Below are 17,261 nucleotides of genomic sequence, written 5' to 3' on the forward strand. Positions count from 1 at the left end.
TGGGGTTCGCGGATGCAGGAACTTATGCCAACACAGGCAGCCCCAGTGGAGCCGGTTGCAAGAGAGCCGGTAGAAGTGGTGAGTAAGAGTGCAGATGACCTCTTTTTTGCAGCCGTGGAGGGGAAAGATTTTGCAACGGTGCTACAGGAGGTACAGGAACACATTGCCAGCCGTTACAGCTCCCTTTTGACTGATGGAAATAATGATGATGTAAAAAGGCAGATGAAGCGTTACATTACTAAATATGTTCAGGAAAACCGGGTTGCAGTTCAGGGAATGTCAAATCAGGAACTTGTTGACAACCTATACACGGAAATGGCGGAGTTTTCTTTTCTAACAAAGTACATTTTTGGAGAGGGAGTGGAAGAAATAGACATTAATAGCTGGAAGGATATTGAGATCCAGTACAGCGGTGGTGGGACTGAAAAGTTGGAAGAACATTTTGACAGCCCTTCTCATGCTATTAATGTGATCCGCAGGATGCTCCATGTTTCAGGAACTATCCTTGATGATGCAAGTCCTGTGGTGACTGGAACACTGGCTAAAAATATCCGTATAGCGGTGTTAAAAACTCCAGTTGTAGATGAAGAGGTAGGTCTTGCCGCTTCAATCCGAATCGTAAATCCCCAGAGTATGAAAAAGGAGGATTTTATTTCTGGTGGAACTGCCACGGGAGAGATGTTAGACTTTTTGAGTGAATGTATTCGGTATGGAATTTCGGTGTGTGTTGCAGGTGCTACAAGTTCCGGAAAAACAACGGTGGCCGGCTGGTTGCTTACTACAATCCCTGACCGGAAAAGAATTTTTACTATTGAAAATGGTAGCCGTGAACTTGATCTAATAAGGGAGGAAAGTGGAAAAGTGTTAAATTCCGTTGTCCACACTCTTACAAGAGACAGTGAGAATGACCGGCAGCGAATTGACCAGATTGCCCTTTTGGATATTGCGCTTCGATTTAATCCTGATATTCTGGTGGTCGGAGAAATGAGAGGGGCGGAAGCAAACGCCGCCCAGGAAGCTGCAAGAACTGGTGTGGCGGTGGTTACAACCATCCATTCCAATTCGTGTGAGGCTACATACCGCCGTATGGTGTCCTTGTGTAAGCGTGCCGTGGATATGTCGGACGAGACATTGATGGGATATGTGACCGAAGCATACCCTATCATAGTCTTTTGTAAGCAGTTGGAAAACCGGCAGAGGGTAATCATGGAGATTATGGAATGCGAGATAAAGCCTGACGGTACACGGAGATATCGTCCACTGTATCAGTACGAGATCATGGAGAACCAGTTGGAAGGAGATTATTTTGTGGTTAATGGGAAACACAGGGTAATGAATTCCATTTCGGATGGGCTTTATAAGCGTTTGCTGGAGAATGGGATGCCAATGGAGACACTTAACCGGTTCCGTTCAAAGGGAGAGGGAGGAGAGGAATCTTGACAAGTATACAGCTTCTTGCATGCCTTGGTATGATAGTGGGTGGATTTCTTCTTTTGGGGATTCGACCAATAGAATTTACAGATGGACTGTTCGGCTTTCTGGCAAAAGAACCTGAGAATATTCGGAATGAAATCCATACAGTAACAAAAAGGAAAAAAGCAAGATTTCTGAAAAAGGCAATCATTGAGGCACAGCAGGTACTTAAAATGACGGGTAGGGAAAAGCAATTTTCGGTTATTTGTGCTGCCGCCCTGGTGTTGTTTGCTGTGGGGGCCTCGGTTGCCATCATGATTGGAAATTTTTTTCTGGCTCCGGTGATGGCTGTTGGATTTATGTTCTTCCCTTTTTGGTATGTAATTCTGTCAGCCAGTAATTACAAAAAAAATGTAGCCGCAGAGCTGGAGACAGCATTAAGCGTTATTACGACGGGCTATCTGCGGACGGAGGACATTCTAACTGCGATAGAGGAAAATATTCAGTATTTGAATCCGCCAGTCCAGAGGGTATTCCAGGATTTTATTGTGCGGATCAACTTAGTAAATCCGGATGTTCATGAAGCACTAAAGGAGTTGAGGGAGAAAATTGATAATGATGTATTCCGCGAATGGTGCGATGCCCTGTGTGATTGTCAGTATGATCGGAGTTTGAAGACAACATTGACACCAATCGTAACAAAATTAAGCGATATCCGTATCGTCAATGCTGAACTGGAATATTTGATTGTGGAGCCGAGGAAAGAATTTATCACGATGGCAATCTTTGTGATTGGTAATATCCCGCTGCTTTATTTTCTCAACAAGAGCTGGTATGACACTTTGATGCACACACCAATGGGACAGGTGATACTTGCCATTACTGCGGCAATCATCTTTGTCTCTACTGCGGTCGTTGTCAGGCTGACAAAACCGATAGAATACAGGAGGTAGGGAGATGTCAGTGTTATTACTGTTATTATTTGGAGGATTTCTCTTTCTGGGAATGTTCTTCCTGGCAGCGGATTTGTTAAAAATGCCATATATGAAGACAGAAAAGGCATTACTGGACAGGGGAAGAAATAGTAAAAAAGGGTCGGCGGCGTTAGATACGTTTTTACTGCAAGGAGCCATGAGATTGTCTCATGTAATCCGAATGGACGAATATCGGAAAAGCCGAATGAAAAATGTGCTGAAAGCAACAGGGATTAATATGACACCGGAAGTATATCAGGCGTATGCACTTACAAAAGCTGGTTTACTGATGGCTGGCATTATTCCGTGTTTGTTTCTTTTTCCGCTCCTAACACCTGTTATTGTGTTTCTTGCTGTCATGGTTTACTTTAAGGAAATTCAGCGCGCAGACGAGATGTTAAAGACGAAAAGAAAGTCAATTGAAGACGAACTGCCACGTTTTGTTGCTAATCTTGAACAGGAGCTGCAGAATAACCGTGATGTGCTTTCAATGGTAGAGAATTTTAGAAAAAATGCCGGTGCGGAATTTGGGGAGGAGCTAGGTGTACTTGTGGCAGACATGAGATCCTCCAGTTATGAGGCGGCACTTACTCGATTTGAAGCACGGTTAAACTCTCCAATGTTGTCTGATGTTGTCAGAGGACTGATTGGGGTTTTGCGTGGAGATAACAGCGTGGTATATTTCCAGATGCTTGCTCATGATTTTAAACAGCTTGAATTACAGAAATTAAAAAGTGAGGCCCAGAAAATACCGCCTAAAATCAGGGTTTTTTCGTTTCTCATGCTTATGTGCTTCTTATTGACTTACCTTGCGATTATCGTGTTTGAAATCATTAAGTCATTAGGAGGTATGTTCTAGCTCCAAATGAAAGGAGGTCAAGGAACTTGAAAAAAATATTAAAAACTAATCGTGGAGAGGGATATATAGACATATGCGTACTGGTATTGTGTGCCATGCTGGTGATTGCATTGGCGGTCAGCGTATTTCCGGTTTTTTTGGCTAAGAATCAGTTAGATACATTTGCTGTGGAATTGTGCCGTGAGGCTGAAATGAGTGGCAGAGTCGGAACTGAGACCACTAGGCGGGAACAGGTATTACGAGAAAGGACCGGACTAAATCCTAAAGTTGAGTGGTCAAAAAAGGGTAATATCCAACTAAATCAGGAGATTACTGTAAAATTGACGTTGCAGCGGGACCTTGGGTTATTTGGGAATTTTGGTTCCTTTCCAATTACCTTAAGGGCTAGTGCTACAGGAAAGAGTGAGGTATATCATAAATGAAGCGCCTGATTTGCTGTTTAAAAGATAGGCGTGGTTCCTCTTTCCCATTTGTGATTGCGGTTACATTGGTATTGATGTTAATAATGTGCGGATTTTTGGAGTTTTATCGGCTAAAGATCATAGCCAATGGCGTAAGGGACGCGGCACAGGAGGCTATCATGATAACTGTAAATGATAATTATGCAAACGTTTATCACGGTGTCAGGGAAGGATACAGTGGAGGATATCAGCCCAATAATGGAGGTTTTAAGTATAGTGTAGATAAAGGAAATGTGCTGTCAAAAATGGATAAAATCCTTGGAACAAAAGTTGAATCCGGGCGGCATGTAAAATATACAGGTGGGGTTCTGGAATATAGCATATCGGATTTAAGTGTTACTGCACGTAATGCGCCGCTTGCACCTGGAACACCGGAAAATGAACAGAGATTTGAAATTGATGCAATCGTAACATTAAAAGTACCGGTCCAGTTTGCGGGAAAACGTCTACCTGAAATGAAAATCAGGCTAAAAGTGCAGGCTGGATATATAGAAGTGTTTTAGAATTCAATAGACAGAATTGGAAAAATGTAGTATGTTTGATGCGACAGAATGTGAACCAGGAAGGAGAACTATATGAATGATAAAGTGAAAAAAGGTATGATTATTGCGGGTTGCGTGGTGTGTTGTGTTATTCTTGCAGTGATGATTGCAAGTAATTTCAGAAAGCCAGCAAAAACAAAGGATAAATTAGCAGAGAGCCAGTCTACAGAAATAGAAGTGAAACCGGAAATCAAAAAGTCCGAATTAGACAAGAAGTCAAAAGAGACTGAAAGTAAAGAAGAGGAATCGAAGAAAGAACCGGAGACTACGGAGGAGCAGAAAGAATCAGAGGAGGAAAAAGAGGGAAATAAGGACAACGGGCAGCCTGTACAGAATATTCAGCCCAGAGTGACTAAACCGGAAGAACCAGATCCAGAAGTATTAAAAAATCCTAATCAGAAACCAGATGGGGAGAGCGTGCAGGGCACGCCGGTTCCGGAAAACCATGATGAAGTAAAACAGCCGGAGACAGACACGGTTCCTGGAGCCGCACCAGAAGGTGAGTCACAGGAAGGAAAAATATATGCCCCAGGCTTTGGATGGATTGATGACATTGGGGAAGGGGAAGGCATTGAAGACAGTAACATTTATGAAAACGGTAATAAAATTGGGATAATGGATTAATTATCAATAGGTTGGTTAAATAGATGCATGACAGAAAGGCTATGAATTGTAGCGCCCTCCTGCTAAGCATAGAGAGAAATCAAAGATATAAATTTTATCGTTCGGCACAGCTATTTATGGCTGTGCTTTTTCATTGGAAAGGAGAACATTTGGGAATTTGAAAAGCAGAATAAGTTGGCTGACAAGGATTGTACTGTTCAGCCTGTGTTTTTTGATCATGTCGGTTCCAGCGTATGCGGCAGGGGAAGGTAATGTGGACGGCGGAGGCGGCAGCATGGGACAAGGTTCTTCGCAAAATTTTTGGTCCCCAGGTGATGAAGGGGTACGTGTATCGGTGATAAGTACAAGTGACCATAAAGTAGTAGGCACGCCTATTGACCTTACCAATAAAAGCCCATCTGATATTAGGCTTCATTTTGGAAAGGTGAGCAAGATGTCTTATACATCAGGTCATGGAATTGGTATATCCGGTTCAAGATACCAGTACATAAGACCAGCACAGAGACTTCCTATAATTATAAGTTCACAAAGTCTGGGACCATCAAGTATTGCGGAAATAAAGCGGTACTTTACGGACGAGCAGACGATACGTGGGATAGCAGGTTATATGGGAATAGATTTTGATATACTTATCAGCGGCGAGTACAGAATTATGATAGAGCCGATTGCGTATGTGACATTGCAGGGAGTAAGAGTTGCTATGACAGCAACGGAAGCGGCTTTATATGATGAGGTTGCAGGCGGGGTGGTATATTCCTGGTTACGTTCAGTTACCTTTCAAAATCTGCCCCTTGCAATGTTTCTCGAAAAATCTGATTTAGGATATCCTGCGTGGAACGGTCCAACTACCGGATTGCGTTCACATCAGGAAATCAAAACTTCGTTGGGACTTGGAATCATACGTTTTAATGGGGAGTTGCCAGAACCATCACCGGAGGTTACGACTTTTGATTATGAATACCGCACTAACACGGAGGTTATCACCAGTATCCGCGTGAGTGGCGGTCAAAGTGATCCGGACCATAAGGTATCTGTGACATTTAAAATACAAGGGAGAAATTATAAGGTGGACAGCGTATATTATCCCGAGGGAGGAAGTCAGCTTGCCTGGGTTCGGTGGACAACACCATCTACAGAGCAGACTATGGAAATTCCAGTAACAGTAAGAGGTGGTGGCCGTACAGACAAAGGGACTATACGGGTTAAGATAGTAAACCTGGACAAGAATCCACCGCCGAATCCAGTTGCAGATGACCGTAATGACAGTTATGCGAGGCCGGCAGTTCCATCAAAGAGTCAGCAAACGTCCGCTGATTGGAGTATTTGGCGACCATACTGGTATTCTTACTGGGTATGGCATAGTGGTGACGATGATGATGATGGATACTGGTGTGATCATGGCTGGTGGAAGTTCAATATTGATAGATATCATGCAAGTTTGAACGCAACAATGCGCGTCCAGCCAGATGATAAATCCCCTACGGCCCATGGCAAAACATTAAAAAGCGGATACGGATTTAACGAATATGTGAACAGTTCTGTGAGCACGAATCAGTCCAGTGCCGTGACTGGAGCCCAAAATGCCGTGACGTATTTTCCGGAGTTTCAATACAAGAAATACTGGCGTTTATTGGAGCGGATGTCGGGTGGGTATCATTCCGAATTTGAGTTCAAAAAAAATCAATACAGTACATTTAAGCGGAGGACACATTTCACTCCGATATGGATGCCAGATGGCAAATATACACCCTATACATGGTTAATAGATGCCTGGACACCAGCAGGAATGTTATCACTAAACCTGACCGATAATCTGACAATCAGCGGTAATTTGTGGACGGACTGGCATATCGCACCACAGAGACTAGATTAAAAAATAAAGTAAAAATAAATAAACAGTTACCAAAGAGGGAGACGCAGAGATCTTCCTCTTTTTGTTATTAGGAAGGAATGAAGTGGCATGTACGATAAAAACAAAACTTTGGATACCCTGAAAAATGAAATCTTCTTGTCAAAAGACAACCTGTATCTAGCGGAGGAAGCGTTAAATTCTGATCAGATACCCTATGAAACGGTAAAGAAGATTATGGAGGTTGGAGGATATAGAAATAAAATAAATGCTTTGCGCAAAGCGTATTTGATGGGTGTAAATTTTGACAACCTTATCGGTCTTGTACATGATTCAGACGGCCCGGAGGAAATCAGGTCAATAGCTGGGGCACTGGAACGGAAACTGGAAATCCAGAAAATTCAGATTGTGGCAGATGGAAAACACGATTACAGACAAATGGATTTAGTGTTTTATGGGTTTTATACTGGCAGAAGCATACAGGAAATGGAACTGGCAACAGATAACCGGTTTGATGAAGAGCAGATTGAAGAAATCCTGTCGGGTTTTCGCTATGGGCTTGCCTATGAACAGGTGGCATTTTATGCGAAAGAAGAATTTGATTGTTACCAGATGCGGACCATAAAAAGGGCGTTTCTGTACGATAATCTGACAGTGGAGGAGGCGGCAATATTTGCTTTACCCAGTAATAACACAAAGAAAATGCGCCAGGAGATTAGAAAGATAGTAGCACAGCGCGGTAAAACAAAGAAATCCAATCTGTAATCGTGAGAAAGGATAAACACATGGAGAAAGAAGCAATGGAAGATATCCTGCGATTGGCAGAGGATGTAAGCAGCCTTGTGATGGACCTTGGACCATTTGGGCTTACGGACGAAGATGAAGTAAAAAAAACACCGCAGGACCGGATACATGAGACATATCAATGGCTGTCCGAACCAAAGGGCTGTAAAGAAGCGTCCGAGTATTTTAAGGAATTGCTTGCAATACTGGATAAGACGGACGCAGAGTATCAAAGAATCGCTGATATATGTGAAAGAATCCATAAGGTCCAGGAAATAAAGCCATGGAAAGAAAAAGTAACTGTTAGAAACAGTCCCAGCTGTCGCAGATGACCAGGGCCTGGATATGTCCATAATATAGGACAGATTAAGGAAACAGAATCCCTTCAAGTAGAGAGGTTTCATAGATTCCTCTGGTAAAAATCTAAATAGAAATGCAAAAAGGAGGGATAAGAAGTTGTGGCCACGTAAAACGATAGTCTCTTCGACGCTTATTGGATTTAGAGACGAAGAGCATTGAACGGATTAAATTAGCAAGTGAAATGTCAAAGAGGTACTATGATGCCCCCATAATCTGTACTTACAGTGGGGGCAAGGATTCTGACGTACTTCTGGATTTGTTTATCCGGTCAGGAGTTGAATTTGAGGCCCACAATTCTCATACAACAGTCGATGCTCCCGATACGGTGTACTATATCAGGGAGAAATTTCGAGGTTTAAAAGAAAAGGGAATCCCATGTATTATCCATATGCCGCCACTGAGCATGTGGCAGTTGATTGTCAAAAAGAAGATGCCGCCCACCAGGATGCAGCGTTACTGTTGTGAAATCCTAAAAGAGAACACAACACCGGACAGACTGGTATCAACAGGTGTGCGCTGGGACGAAAGCACCAAACGGTCCAAAAGGGGACAGTTAGAAGCGGCTGCCCCAAAAGTCGAGAATAGGATTACTCTGATGAACGACAACGATGATAAGCGGCTGGTTATTGAGCGGTGTGCAATCCGTGGCAGGGTAGTGTCCAACCCAATCATTGACTGGACACATAAAGACATCTGGGATTATATCCGTTCCAACCATATGCCTTATAATCCGCTTTATGATATGGGTTATAAAAGAGTTGGCTGTGTAGGGTGCCCGATGGCTGGAAAAAACCGCTACAAAGAGTTTGCTGACTTCCCAAAGTATAAGGCAGCTTATATCCGGGCGTTTGATAAAATGTTAGTGGCAATCCATGCGGCGGGGAAACCTACTAAGTGGAAGAACGGAGAGGACGTGTTCCGGTGGTGGATGGAGGATAAAAATGTAGAGGGACAGTTGTGCCTCGCGGATTTTATGGACATGGGACCAGACTAAAACAATAAATCAACAACAGGAGGTTTACGTTCCAACCGGAACTAATTTATATAAAAAAGTGAATGAAAGCAGTACCGATTGAGTTAAAGGCGGCAAATGAATATGTCGCGCAGAATCATAGGCATCATAGCCCTGTATACCGGGACAAATTCCGTGTCGCATGTACTGAGCATGGCAGAATATGTGGCGTGATACAGTGCGGCAGGCCAGTATCCAGGCATTTAGACGATGGAAAAACGCTGGAAGTAACGCGTTGCTGCACAGACGGTACAGCCAATGCCTGTAGCTTCCTATACGGGCGGGTAGCCCGGATTGCAAAAGAGATGGGATATGAGCGGATTATCACTTATATCCTTATCTCTGAATCCGGTGCTTCCTTAAAAGCGGCAGGGTGGGAATGTGAGAAAGAGATTGCAGGGGGCGGCTCCTGGGATACACCTGCCAGGCGCAGACATACAACAGCACCGCAATGTAAAAAGCAAAGATGGATGAAAAATTTGTGTAAAGAAGGTGATGAGAGTCGAGAATCGGAATTATAGATGCTGATTTATTGGATAAGAACAGGCACCGCATGCCGAATCTGGCATGCATGAAGATCAGCGGATTCCATAAGCAGATGGGGGATCAGATACATTTGCTGACGGAGTATTCAGGCTTCAATGAGTTTGATAAGGTATATCTGTCAAAGGTCTTTACGGCTACGAGGTATCCGCCGGAAGTCTTAAAGATGGAGAATGTAGAATATGGAGGTACTGGGTTTTATTTAGACCAGGCTCCCGAGCTGCCCTACGAAATAGAGCATGCCATGCCGGATTACAGTCTGTATGCGGATTGGCTTAAAGGTAAGGGAGAAGAAGGAAAAAAGAGTAAGAAGTATAAGTATTATCGGGATTATTCTATTGGGTTTTTAACAAGGGGCTGCTTTAGGCAATGCCCTTTTTGTGTGAACAAAAATAAAACGGTATCCGTTCCTGCAAGCCCAGTGTACGAATTTTACAATCCACAGAAAAAGAAGATCTGTCTGCTGGATGATAATTTTCTGGCATGTGGGGAGTGGAGTGCATTATTGGGACAACTACGGGAAACCGGCCGTCCGGTCCAGTTCCGGCAAGGACTGGATATCAGGCTGATTACCAGGCAAAAATCCAGGGAACTGGCATCTTGTAGATTGGATGGCGACTTATTATTTGCCTTTGACAATATCAAGGATAAAGAAACAGTCATAGAAAAGATGAAGATCATAAACCCAATATTCCAGGAATCAAAAAGGATCAAGTTCTATGTATTAACTGGGTTTGATGCAGATGGAAGATATGACTGGACTTTCTGGAAACAGGATATCTTACAGGCATTTGAGCGTATCCGGATTCTAATGGGGGTGCGTGCGTATCCATATATCATGCGGTATGAGAAATATCAGGAATCACCTTACCGGGGAATGTATGTAAACCTGTCCAGGTGGTGTAACCAGCCCCAGATGTATAAGCAGATGAGCTTCCGTGAATTTTGCCACTTGTCAAAAGAAGGGAGCGCCTGCAGAACGTATCTGGAGGAGTATGAAAGAGACTTTCCGGAAATCAGCAGTTATTTTGACATGAAATTTTAAACTCTGATTCAGGAGGTGGTGCTATGAAGTTTACAGATGAAGAATTAGAGATAGCCAGAAGCGTGGACCTGGTGTCTATTGCTGAAAGGCAGGGCTTCACGGTGAAGCGGGTAGGCAGTTACTATACATTGAAAGAACATGATTCTATAAGGATTAAAAATCGTAGGAGCTGGCTGCGTTTTTCCGTACCCGAGGGCCAGGACGGTCACAACGGGGATAACATTGAGTTTCTGAGACAATTTTGCTATATGGATTTTCGTGAGGCGGTTATCTATTTGTTGAACGAGGCCGGTTATCGGTATGAGGATAAATCATTTAAAGATGATACAAGCAGGAAAAACCACGAGAGAAGAAAGGAAGAGCAAAATAAAGAACAAGAAGGGAAAGGGGAGTTTGTGCTTCCCGAACCAAACGACAATTATCGGAGGTTATATGCCTATCTGTTAAAAACGCGCTGCCTGAGCAAAGAAGTAGTTGACTGGTTCGTTAAAAAAAAGCTGATTTATGAAACACGCAGATATCATAACGTGGTTTTTATTGGCAGGGATTCCTTTGGTACAGCACGGTTTGCCAGTATGAGGGGAACGGTGGATAATTATGGAAACCCGTTTAAAGGGGACGTGGAGAACAACGATAAAACCTATGGTTTCAATGTAAGAAACAAGAAAAATAAAGAAGTCAAGGTATTTGAGGCAGCCATTGACCTGATGTCTTATATGGATTATAAGCGTGATGGGCAGTCAAACAAGTTGGCATTAGGGTCAACCTGGGACGGGGCATTGGACCGGTTCCTGCTAGAAAATCCACAGATTAAACGAATAAGCCTGTATCTTGATAATGATAAGGCAGGCCGGAAAGCAGCGGCACTTATACGCAAGAAATATATAGAGATGGGATATCACGTTAAAGTCCGGTTCCCGCCATATGGGAAAGATTGGAATGAATTTCTTGTTGCAGAAAGAAAAAAGGCAGTGATTCAATATTTGAACAGGAATAGCAATCTGGACCGGAAACAGGCAATCGGATAATTTCATAAAAGCAAGGAGATAGTATGGATTATTTTAATTTCAAAGAAGAGTTTCTCTATCAGTTCATTGACCTGATGGAGAAAAGCAAAACGTTAGGAGCGTTGAACTTGGTTATGGAAGGACTACCAGGTGAATCAATCACAATGACTTTCAAGGATAGGTACTGCCCTATGGTCAGCATAGAGGAACTGTTTTTGAGAAGCCAGTATGAAATGCTGCCAGTCAGGATATTGGCTTCGGAGACACTGCAGGAATTTCAGACGGCGGAAACCGGAGGTATCCGATTGAAGATGGATACGGTCAAGAATCCATTGTTTGTAGAGTTCCATGCAGTGAATGCAAACAAATACCAGATGAGGCTGGAAGAATTGGAGCTGCCGTATACCAGACTGGGAGATATGTGTATCTTTTATCGGTTCCGTGTGAAAGAGGAAAGTGAAAAACTTGTATACACCATGCCCGTAGATGAAGAGGACTTACAGCGGTGGGGAATGCATGTAGATCAACTGCATGCGTGCGTGTCAGACAATGCTTTCTCCCAGTATAGTGTGCAGATTGAACCGGTTGCAGCCGTTATACGGGAAGGCTTGGAGGCAGGCTTTACGCTTGGGAGAGGAAAGATTACAAATGAACGCGCAAGTGCCTGGCGGCTGACAGGTCCGGGAGGCGCGGCAGGCATGCTTTATAGGAATATTCTGGATGAATTTGCAGAAATGGTCAACACGGATCTGTACCTGCTTCCAGTAACAGCAGAGGAAACCGCTATATATGCCGCCGACCAGTATACACCTGCTGACCTTCAGATGCGTCTCGAAAGAAAAAAATCCTTAAAGGGATTTGTAAGCCATCCGTTGTCAGAGTCGGTTTTGTATTATAGTCTCAAGAGTAAAACCCTGACGGTGCACCAGTCTTCATTGGTGAAAAAAACCCTGGTCTAAGAGTCGGTACGGGAGTCTACAGATGCAGGAAATGGTAAATAGACGAAGAGGAGAACCAAAATGCGCGAATATGATGAAAACCATGCATATGAGGAAGTCCGGGAGGATTTCATTAAAGAATATAAGGCACAGCTAGAACGCAGAGGAAATGGGGAGAAGTTGGAAATAGTGGCGGAAGGTACTCCTTTTGAATCCTTTACATACAAAGGGAATGGACCTTTATTATGTACCAGTATCTCTATGGAACTGGTGTACAGAAATTGCTATATTTTTGCCATTCGAGAGATTGATGAGGCCGTATCTACTATCTTGGAGATTCAGGATGAGGCAGAATGGATATCCCCGGAGCGGCTGGAACAACTGGAACATGTAATAGTGTTTCCGGTAAATCTATCACATTGCAGGGATAAGCTGGAAGAAAATGATATTGCATATTTTCCCTTCGAAGATATGGCGATCACTTATCAATTCTGCATTGAGGACAATGAGAGGTCGTATCGCAGGGATGTTACAAGGGAATGGCTGAATAGGCAGGGGATAAATGCAAAGGAACTCTTTGAAAAAGTAAGGTATAAAGACCTGGAGCAAATTTGGGGCGAAATTAAAACCATAGAGCAGGTGGGAAAAAAATCAGAGGATTCACAGCAGGCTGCTTTGTATGGCGTCAATGGCTTTGGTGCTGCCCTTTATCCAAAAGTGATGGAGCAGGTAGTAAAAAAAATGGGCAGTGAAGTGCTGATTGTACCTGAAGAAACCTATACGGCTTATATTCAGACACCGGATATTATGAGTGCTGCAAAACTGCAAGAAGAATTACAGGAGGACAATCGTGTGAAACTGGTGACTGGCGATAGGCACCTTGTACTTTCTGGGAAGATATTTAAGTACGATACCGGCAGGAAAAACCTGGTCCCGGCAATGGAACATACCATTGAAAAGCATAGAGTGAAATGAAAACCGCTTTAATCGGGAGAAGCGCAGACGGCCAGAAGGGAAGGAGATAGATGTATTATTATAGTGAGAACGAAGCATATGACGAATTACGAGAGGATTTTATTGATGAATTTCAAGACCAGCTACAAGAAAGAGACAGAGGGGAGGAACTGAAGCTGATAGCTGAAGGCACGCCATTTGAAGCCATTATGCTGAAAGGTGGAGGGGAGTTAGTTTGCCCCAGTATTCCGATGGAATTGGTGTATCTTAACTGCTATGTTGCTGAGAACAACGAGTTAGACGAGGCGGTCACGCAGATTCTGGGTATATTTGATGGGGATGAGTGGATACCGCGCGAACAATTTGAGCAGATAGAGCATGTACTTATATATCCTATGAATTTGGCAGAATATGAGGATAAACTGGTGGAGGGAAACATTGCATATATGCCATATCAGGATATGGCGGTCACTTTCCAATTCTGTATTGAAAGAGGGGAGAGATCGTACTGCGGAGATGTTACAAAAGAGCATTTGGAAAAATGGGGAATCGGTGTGGAGGAACTTTTTGAGAAAGTCAGATACAAGGATGCAAATGAAATAGGAGTGGGTATCGTAAATATGTACGATTCACTTACAAACAGATATGAAAATGATAAAACAATCCTTTTTAGGCCGGCGGATGGTGTGCCATTGGAACTGAAGCAAGTCTACAATGTCTATGGTGTGAATGGCTTTGGTGCAATCTTCTATCCGAAAGTTATGGAACTGGTGTATGATAAATTAGGGGACGAGATGCTGATTGTTCCCAATGATGCCTTTGGTGCTTATGTCCATGCGCAAAGTGTTGGGAATCTGTCAGACTTATATGAGAGCCTGACCAGTGAGAATATAATGAAAGAAGAAACAGGGGAAATACGCCATAAACTATCTGAGCGGGTTTTTAAATACGATCTGGAAAGCAGAAACCTGATTCATGCAGTTCCTCCGAAAATTGAGAAACAAAAATTGAGATAGGTAGGTGGGTTAGTGGATTGATGAACTTAATAAACTATGACCAATTTAAGGTTGCTTATCTACAAAAAATAGCAGAACTTTTAGACCAGCATGGTTATTCCATCAGACCGGTCGTGATAGGGGAAGGGTTATCGCTGGAAAAGGCAACCCTGGATTTAGGCGATAAAATCTGTCATTGCATAGACCTTCAGGAAATTTATTCGGATTATTGCAAAAATGCTAGACCAATGTTTTCTATTGTGAAGGATACATTGGATTGTTTCCGGGAGTTTGGTACAGTACAAAGAGAACAGGTGGAATGCATAGAAAGTGTTTTAGCCTGTGTAACAAACTTTGAGAAAAGCAAAGAAATCCTGCGGGGTAAGGGTATACCATATTTGGCAGTAGGTGACATGGCAGTATATTTCAGGTTTGATTATGAGCTGCCTTTCGGCGGTACAATGGAAAGTATTGTAACAAAAGACCATCTCCTAAAATGGAAGTTTTCAGCCGAAGAATTATTCAATATTGTTAGGCAATGCGAGGCACAGAAAATCGGTGCCTGTGCTTATGACTGGGTGGAAAGCCTTCAACCATATGATTTTGGCCATATACCTGTGATTGCAAGAGCAGAAGATATCTACAATGCGCCATATGAGCTGTATGGATTGAACGGTGCCGGGGCGATACTTTACCCCGAAGTGCTGCGTCAATTTGAAGAGGCTTTTCATGAGCGGGTCATAATCGTACCGTATTCAGAACGAAAAGCGGCCATATTACCGGAAAGCCGTATACAGGATATGTGGGTACAAAGAAAAATCCGGGAGTATACGGAGGATACGGACGCGCGGTTATTTTTGTCCAGGCAGGTTTATTCGTATACAGAGGGGAAGTTTTACAGGCTCAAGGGTGGTATAGAACAATTACAGGCTGTCATTGATCAGAAATTGGAGACAACTATGAATCATGAGAAAACACTGGTCGGTAAAAAGCAAAGCAGATAAAATCTCAAGGAGGACAGACAAAGATGGAATATGAAGAATTCATCCAGTTTTTTACCCATGAAGTCAACTATAATTTAAAAATGCTGGGTGTTCCATGGCGGGCTAAGTATGAGAACACAGGCGGCAGAGAAGAAGTTTTGGTGGTAATCCATGGTGGAGGGCATGATTTTCCTCCGATTAAAGTTCACGATTATTACCAGGAGTTTTTGCAGGGGATGCCCTGGGGAGTCGCTGCACGGAAAGCAACACAGGATTTCTTTGATGATGAGAGCACAAAATGTGCACTGATGGATATGGGGCTTTTTCATGCAGATATGGTAATTCCCACTTTTATGAACACAGAGGAAAATGAGGAACTATTGAAAACCGTTCCATATTCAAGGTTTGAAGATTTAGCAGTTATACTTCAAATTGCATATCAGTCCCTGGGCGGTATCAATCTCAACCTTGTGGTAACAGACGATATCTTACAGGGATGGGGGCTGAGGTATGATGAACTTTATCAAATGGCCCTGGATAATCCGAGGAATGTTGAGTCTGTACAGATGATAGAGTTGCACAAGATGATAGATATTATATCACCCGATGAAACAGTAGAGGATTTACCTCCCTTCTATGTGGTAACGAATACTGGTCAACATTTAGGCGCTGCAGGTATTCTTTACAAAACCAGAATGTATGAACTTGCAGAAACTATGGGGGATGATATCTTATTGGTTCCTATGAGCGTTGACCATTTTTTGGCAATGCCGCTTTTAGACCAAAAGGGCATAGATTATATATCTAATGCACTACACAGTAGTAAAGAGGTAATCACTGGAAGTATAAAGCCCCTGTCTGGGAATCTATACCACTATAATTGTGAAACCGCACAGTTTCGTATGATTACTCCCAGCCAGTTAAAAGAAACGAAAAAACGAGGCAGATAGGGGGAGGGTTTGAGAAACGATAGATATTCAATCATAGAGAAAAGGGAATTTTATGAAACCTTTGTATATGAATTAAACAATAATTTACAAAAGATGGGATTAGGGTGGAAGGTGGTGCTGCCTGACCATATTTCGGATGGCTGTGTGATCAGTTTACAGGGCAGCCCAGAGAAAGGCTCAGAAATATTTCCTTTTGTAGCATATAACCGTCATACACAGTTGGGAGAACCCCTGTGGCTGGTAGTCAGGAATTCGCTAGAGTTTTTATTGCGGGATGACCGGATCACCAAAGCCGCATTTAAAGAGATGGGGGTGTTATCGCCAAATCTAGTAGTTCCGACATTGATGAACGCGAAAAGAAATCAAGAGGTATTGGACAATTTCCCACATAAGCTATATGGAGACGGGGACCTTGCCATTGTATTGAGGATTATTTATCATTCAACAGATTGTTTGCTTGAAGATATGCACCTTAATTTAAGAGTGACAAGTGAAATGCTGAATGAGTTTGGAATGGATTTTGATACCCTTTATCAGTGGTCGCTTGATAATCCGGAAAATCAAAGGGCTGTTTCCGTGGAACCGTTTGGGACAGAACCGGAAAAGAAGGATATCTACATTATGACAACAGAGAGCTTTTACTGGGGTGCTTCTGCTTTTTTATACAAAGAAAAAGTACACGAGCTGTCAGATAAACTGGGTGGCGATATGATACTATTTCCTACAAGTATCAATCAATGCGTGGCATTATCAAATAAAAACAGGGACGGAAGAAAATGGATTCAGGAAACCCTCTACGACTCTAAACAAAATGGTTTTCAGCAGAGGGAAAAAGATTTATCCGATTATATTTATGTTTATAGCCGGAAAACAGATGAGATCCGTAAAACAAGTCAAAGGATGCGGCAGAAGCCAAAAGTGAATAAAAACCATAGCAGGTGACTTTTCAGAGCGATTCAGAAAAGAACC

Annotated in this window: 19 protein-coding genes; all 19 read left to right on the plus strand. The window is 42.9% G+C overall.

Going from position 1 to position 17,261, the window contains the following annotated elements:
- The first annotated feature begins 12 nt into the window (after positions 1-12).
- Positions 13-1,440: an ATPase, T2SS/T4P/T4SS family gene (locus MUB35_RS17310; RefSeq protein WP_432764437.1), complete on the plus strand. Its 1,428-nt coding sequence runs from the start codon at positions 13-15 to the stop codon at positions 1,438-1,440.
- Positions 1,437-2,366 carry a type II secretion system F family protein gene (locus MUB35_RS17315; protein ID WP_008724712.1) on the plus strand — a complete coding sequence of 310 codons (930 nt, stop codon included), beginning with the start codon at positions 1,437-1,439 and terminating at the stop codon, positions 2,364-2,366. Before MUB35_RS17310 ends, MUB35_RS17315 begins: the two co-directional genes overlap by 4 nt.
- Positions 2,367-2,370: 4 nt before the next feature.
- Positions 2,371-3,246: a hypothetical protein gene (locus MUB35_RS17320; protein ID WP_006567830.1), complete on the plus strand. Its 876-nt coding sequence runs from the start codon at positions 2,371-2,373 to the stop codon at positions 3,244-3,246.
- Positions 3,247-3,272: 26 nt separating this feature from the next.
- Positions 3,273-3,668: a DUF4320 family protein gene (locus MUB35_RS17325; protein ID WP_008724714.1), complete on the plus strand. Its 396-nt coding sequence runs from the start codon at positions 3,273-3,275 to the stop codon at positions 3,666-3,668.
- 158 nt (positions 3,669-3,826) lie between these two features.
- A complete protein-coding gene (locus MUB35_RS17330; protein ID WP_330367881.1) occupies positions 3,827-4,210 on the plus strand; it encodes a hypothetical protein in 384 nt (127 codons plus the stop codon).
- 72 nt (positions 4,211-4,282) lie between these two features.
- Positions 4,283-4,873, plus strand: coding sequence for a DUF6550 family protein (locus MUB35_RS17335; protein WP_006567827.1), 591 nt, complete (start codon positions 4,283-4,285; stop codon positions 4,871-4,873).
- 217 nt (positions 4,874-5,090) lie between these two features.
- Positions 5,091-6,746, plus strand: coding sequence for a hypothetical protein (locus tag MUB35_RS17340; protein WP_006567825.1), 1,656 nt, complete (start codon positions 5,091-5,093; stop codon positions 6,744-6,746).
- A gap of 87 nt (positions 6,747-6,833) precedes the next feature.
- Positions 6,834-7,487: a hypothetical protein gene (locus MUB35_RS17345; protein ID WP_006567824.1), complete on the plus strand. Its 654-nt coding sequence runs from the start codon at positions 6,834-6,836 to the stop codon at positions 7,485-7,487.
- 20 nt (positions 7,488-7,507) lie between these two features.
- Positions 7,508-7,837, plus strand: a complete 330-nt coding sequence (locus MUB35_RS17350) for a hypothetical protein (RefSeq protein WP_006567823.1) — start codon at positions 7,508-7,510, stop codon at positions 7,835-7,837.
- A gap of 161 nt (positions 7,838-7,998) precedes the next feature.
- The gene (locus tag MUB35_RS17355; RefSeq protein WP_006567822.1) at positions 7,999-8,859 is read left to right on the plus strand and encodes a phosphoadenosine phosphosulfate reductase family protein; all 861 of its coding nucleotides are present in this window, start codon (positions 7,999-8,001) and stop codon (positions 8,857-8,859) included.
- 62 nt (positions 8,860-8,921) lie between these two features.
- Positions 8,922-9,398 (plus strand): XF1762 family protein, encoded by a 477-nt coding sequence (locus tag MUB35_RS17360; protein ID WP_006567821.1) that lies wholly within the window; start codon positions 8,922-8,924, stop codon positions 9,396-9,398.
- A 32-nt stretch (positions 9,399-9,430) separates the two neighbouring features.
- Positions 9,431-10,465, plus strand: a complete 1,035-nt coding sequence (locus tag MUB35_RS17365) for a hypothetical protein (RefSeq protein ID WP_006567820.1) — start codon at positions 9,431-9,433, stop codon at positions 10,463-10,465.
- Between the two features lie 23 nt (positions 10,466-10,488).
- Positions 10,489-11,493, plus strand: a complete 1,005-nt coding sequence (locus MUB35_RS17370) for a DUF3991 and toprim domain-containing protein (RefSeq protein ID WP_006567819.1) — start codon at positions 10,489-10,491, stop codon at positions 11,491-11,493.
- 23 nt (positions 11,494-11,516) lie between these two features.
- Complete coding sequence (locus MUB35_RS17375) at positions 11,517-12,431, plus strand: DUF5688 family protein (protein WP_006567818.1); 915 nt, start codon at positions 11,517-11,519, stop codon at positions 12,429-12,431.
- Between the two features lie 60 nt (positions 12,432-12,491).
- Entirely contained in the window at positions 12,492-13,385 is an 894-nt protein-coding gene (locus MUB35_RS17380; protein ID WP_006567817.1) for a DUF5688 family protein, read from the plus strand.
- A gap of 50 nt (positions 13,386-13,435) precedes the next feature.
- Positions 13,436-14,380: a DUF5688 family protein gene (locus MUB35_RS17385; protein WP_006567816.1), complete on the plus strand. Its 945-nt coding sequence runs from the start codon at positions 13,436-13,438 to the stop codon at positions 14,378-14,380.
- A gap of 20 nt (positions 14,381-14,400) precedes the next feature.
- The gene (locus tag MUB35_RS17390; RefSeq protein WP_006567815.1) at positions 14,401-15,363 is read left to right on the plus strand and encodes a DUF5688 family protein; all 963 of its coding nucleotides are present in this window, start codon (positions 14,401-14,403) and stop codon (positions 15,361-15,363) included.
- Positions 15,364-15,386: 23 nt separating this feature from the next.
- Positions 15,387-16,292 carry a DUF5688 family protein gene (locus tag MUB35_RS17395; protein WP_006567814.1) on the plus strand — a complete coding sequence of 302 codons (906 nt, stop codon included), beginning with the start codon at positions 15,387-15,389 and terminating at the stop codon, positions 16,290-16,292.
- 144 nt (positions 16,293-16,436) lie between these two features.
- Complete coding sequence (locus MUB35_RS17400) at positions 16,437-17,234, plus strand: DUF5688 family protein (protein ID WP_244806576.1); 798 nt, start codon at positions 16,437-16,439, stop codon at positions 17,232-17,234.
- Positions 17,235-17,261 lie beyond the last annotated feature (27 nt).

Source organism: Blautia sp. NSJ-175 (assembly GCF_022867815.1).
Lineage (GTDB): Bacteria > Bacillota > Clostridia > Lachnospirales > Lachnospiraceae > Blautia > Blautia celeris.

What these genes read in the sequence shown, in the direction of transcription:
- MUB35_RS17310 (WP_432764437.1), top strand. Translation starts at nt 13, where the DNA reads ATGCAGGAACTTATGCCAACACAGGCAGCCCCAGTGGAGCCGGTTGCA.
- MUB35_RS17320 (WP_006567830.1), top strand. Translation starts at nt 2,371, where the DNA reads ATGTCAGTGTTATTACTGTTATTATTTGGAGGATTTCTCTTTCTGGGA.
- MUB35_RS17330 (WP_330367881.1), top strand. Translation starts at nt 3,827, where the DNA reads ATGATAACTGTAAATGATAATTATGCAAACGTTTATCACGGTGTCAGG.
- MUB35_RS17335 (WP_006567827.1), top strand. Translation starts at nt 4,283, where the DNA reads ATGAATGATAAAGTGAAAAAAGGTATGATTATTGCGGGTTGCGTGGTG.
- MUB35_RS17340 (WP_006567825.1), top strand. Translation starts at nt 5,091, where the DNA reads ATGTCGGTTCCAGCGTATGCGGCAGGGGAAGGTAATGTGGACGGCGGA.
- MUB35_RS17345 (WP_006567824.1), top strand. Translation starts at nt 6,834, where the DNA reads ATGTACGATAAAAACAAAACTTTGGATACCCTGAAAAATGAAATCTTC.
- MUB35_RS17350 (WP_006567823.1), top strand. Translation starts at nt 7,508, where the DNA reads ATGGAGAAAGAAGCAATGGAAGATATCCTGCGATTGGCAGAGGATGTA.
- MUB35_RS17360 (WP_006567821.1), top strand. Translation starts at nt 8,922, where the DNA reads ATGAAAGCAGTACCGATTGAGTTAAAGGCGGCAAATGAATATGTCGCG.
- MUB35_RS17365 (WP_006567820.1), top strand. Translation starts at nt 9,431, where the DNA reads ATGCCGAATCTGGCATGCATGAAGATCAGCGGATTCCATAAGCAGATG.
- MUB35_RS17370 (WP_006567819.1), top strand. Translation starts at nt 10,489, where the DNA reads ATGAAGTTTACAGATGAAGAATTAGAGATAGCCAGAAGCGTGGACCTG.
- MUB35_RS17375 (WP_006567818.1), top strand. Translation starts at nt 11,517, where the DNA reads ATGGATTATTTTAATTTCAAAGAAGAGTTTCTCTATCAGTTCATTGAC.
- MUB35_RS17380 (WP_006567817.1), top strand. Translation starts at nt 12,492, where the DNA reads ATGCGCGAATATGATGAAAACCATGCATATGAGGAAGTCCGGGAGGAT.
- MUB35_RS17385 (WP_006567816.1), top strand. Translation starts at nt 13,436, where the DNA reads ATGTATTATTATAGTGAGAACGAAGCATATGACGAATTACGAGAGGAT.
- MUB35_RS17390 (WP_006567815.1), top strand. Translation starts at nt 14,401, where the DNA reads ATGAACTTAATAAACTATGACCAATTTAAGGTTGCTTATCTACAAAAA.
- MUB35_RS17395 (WP_006567814.1), top strand. Translation starts at nt 15,387, where the DNA reads ATGGAATATGAAGAATTCATCCAGTTTTTTACCCATGAAGTCAACTAT.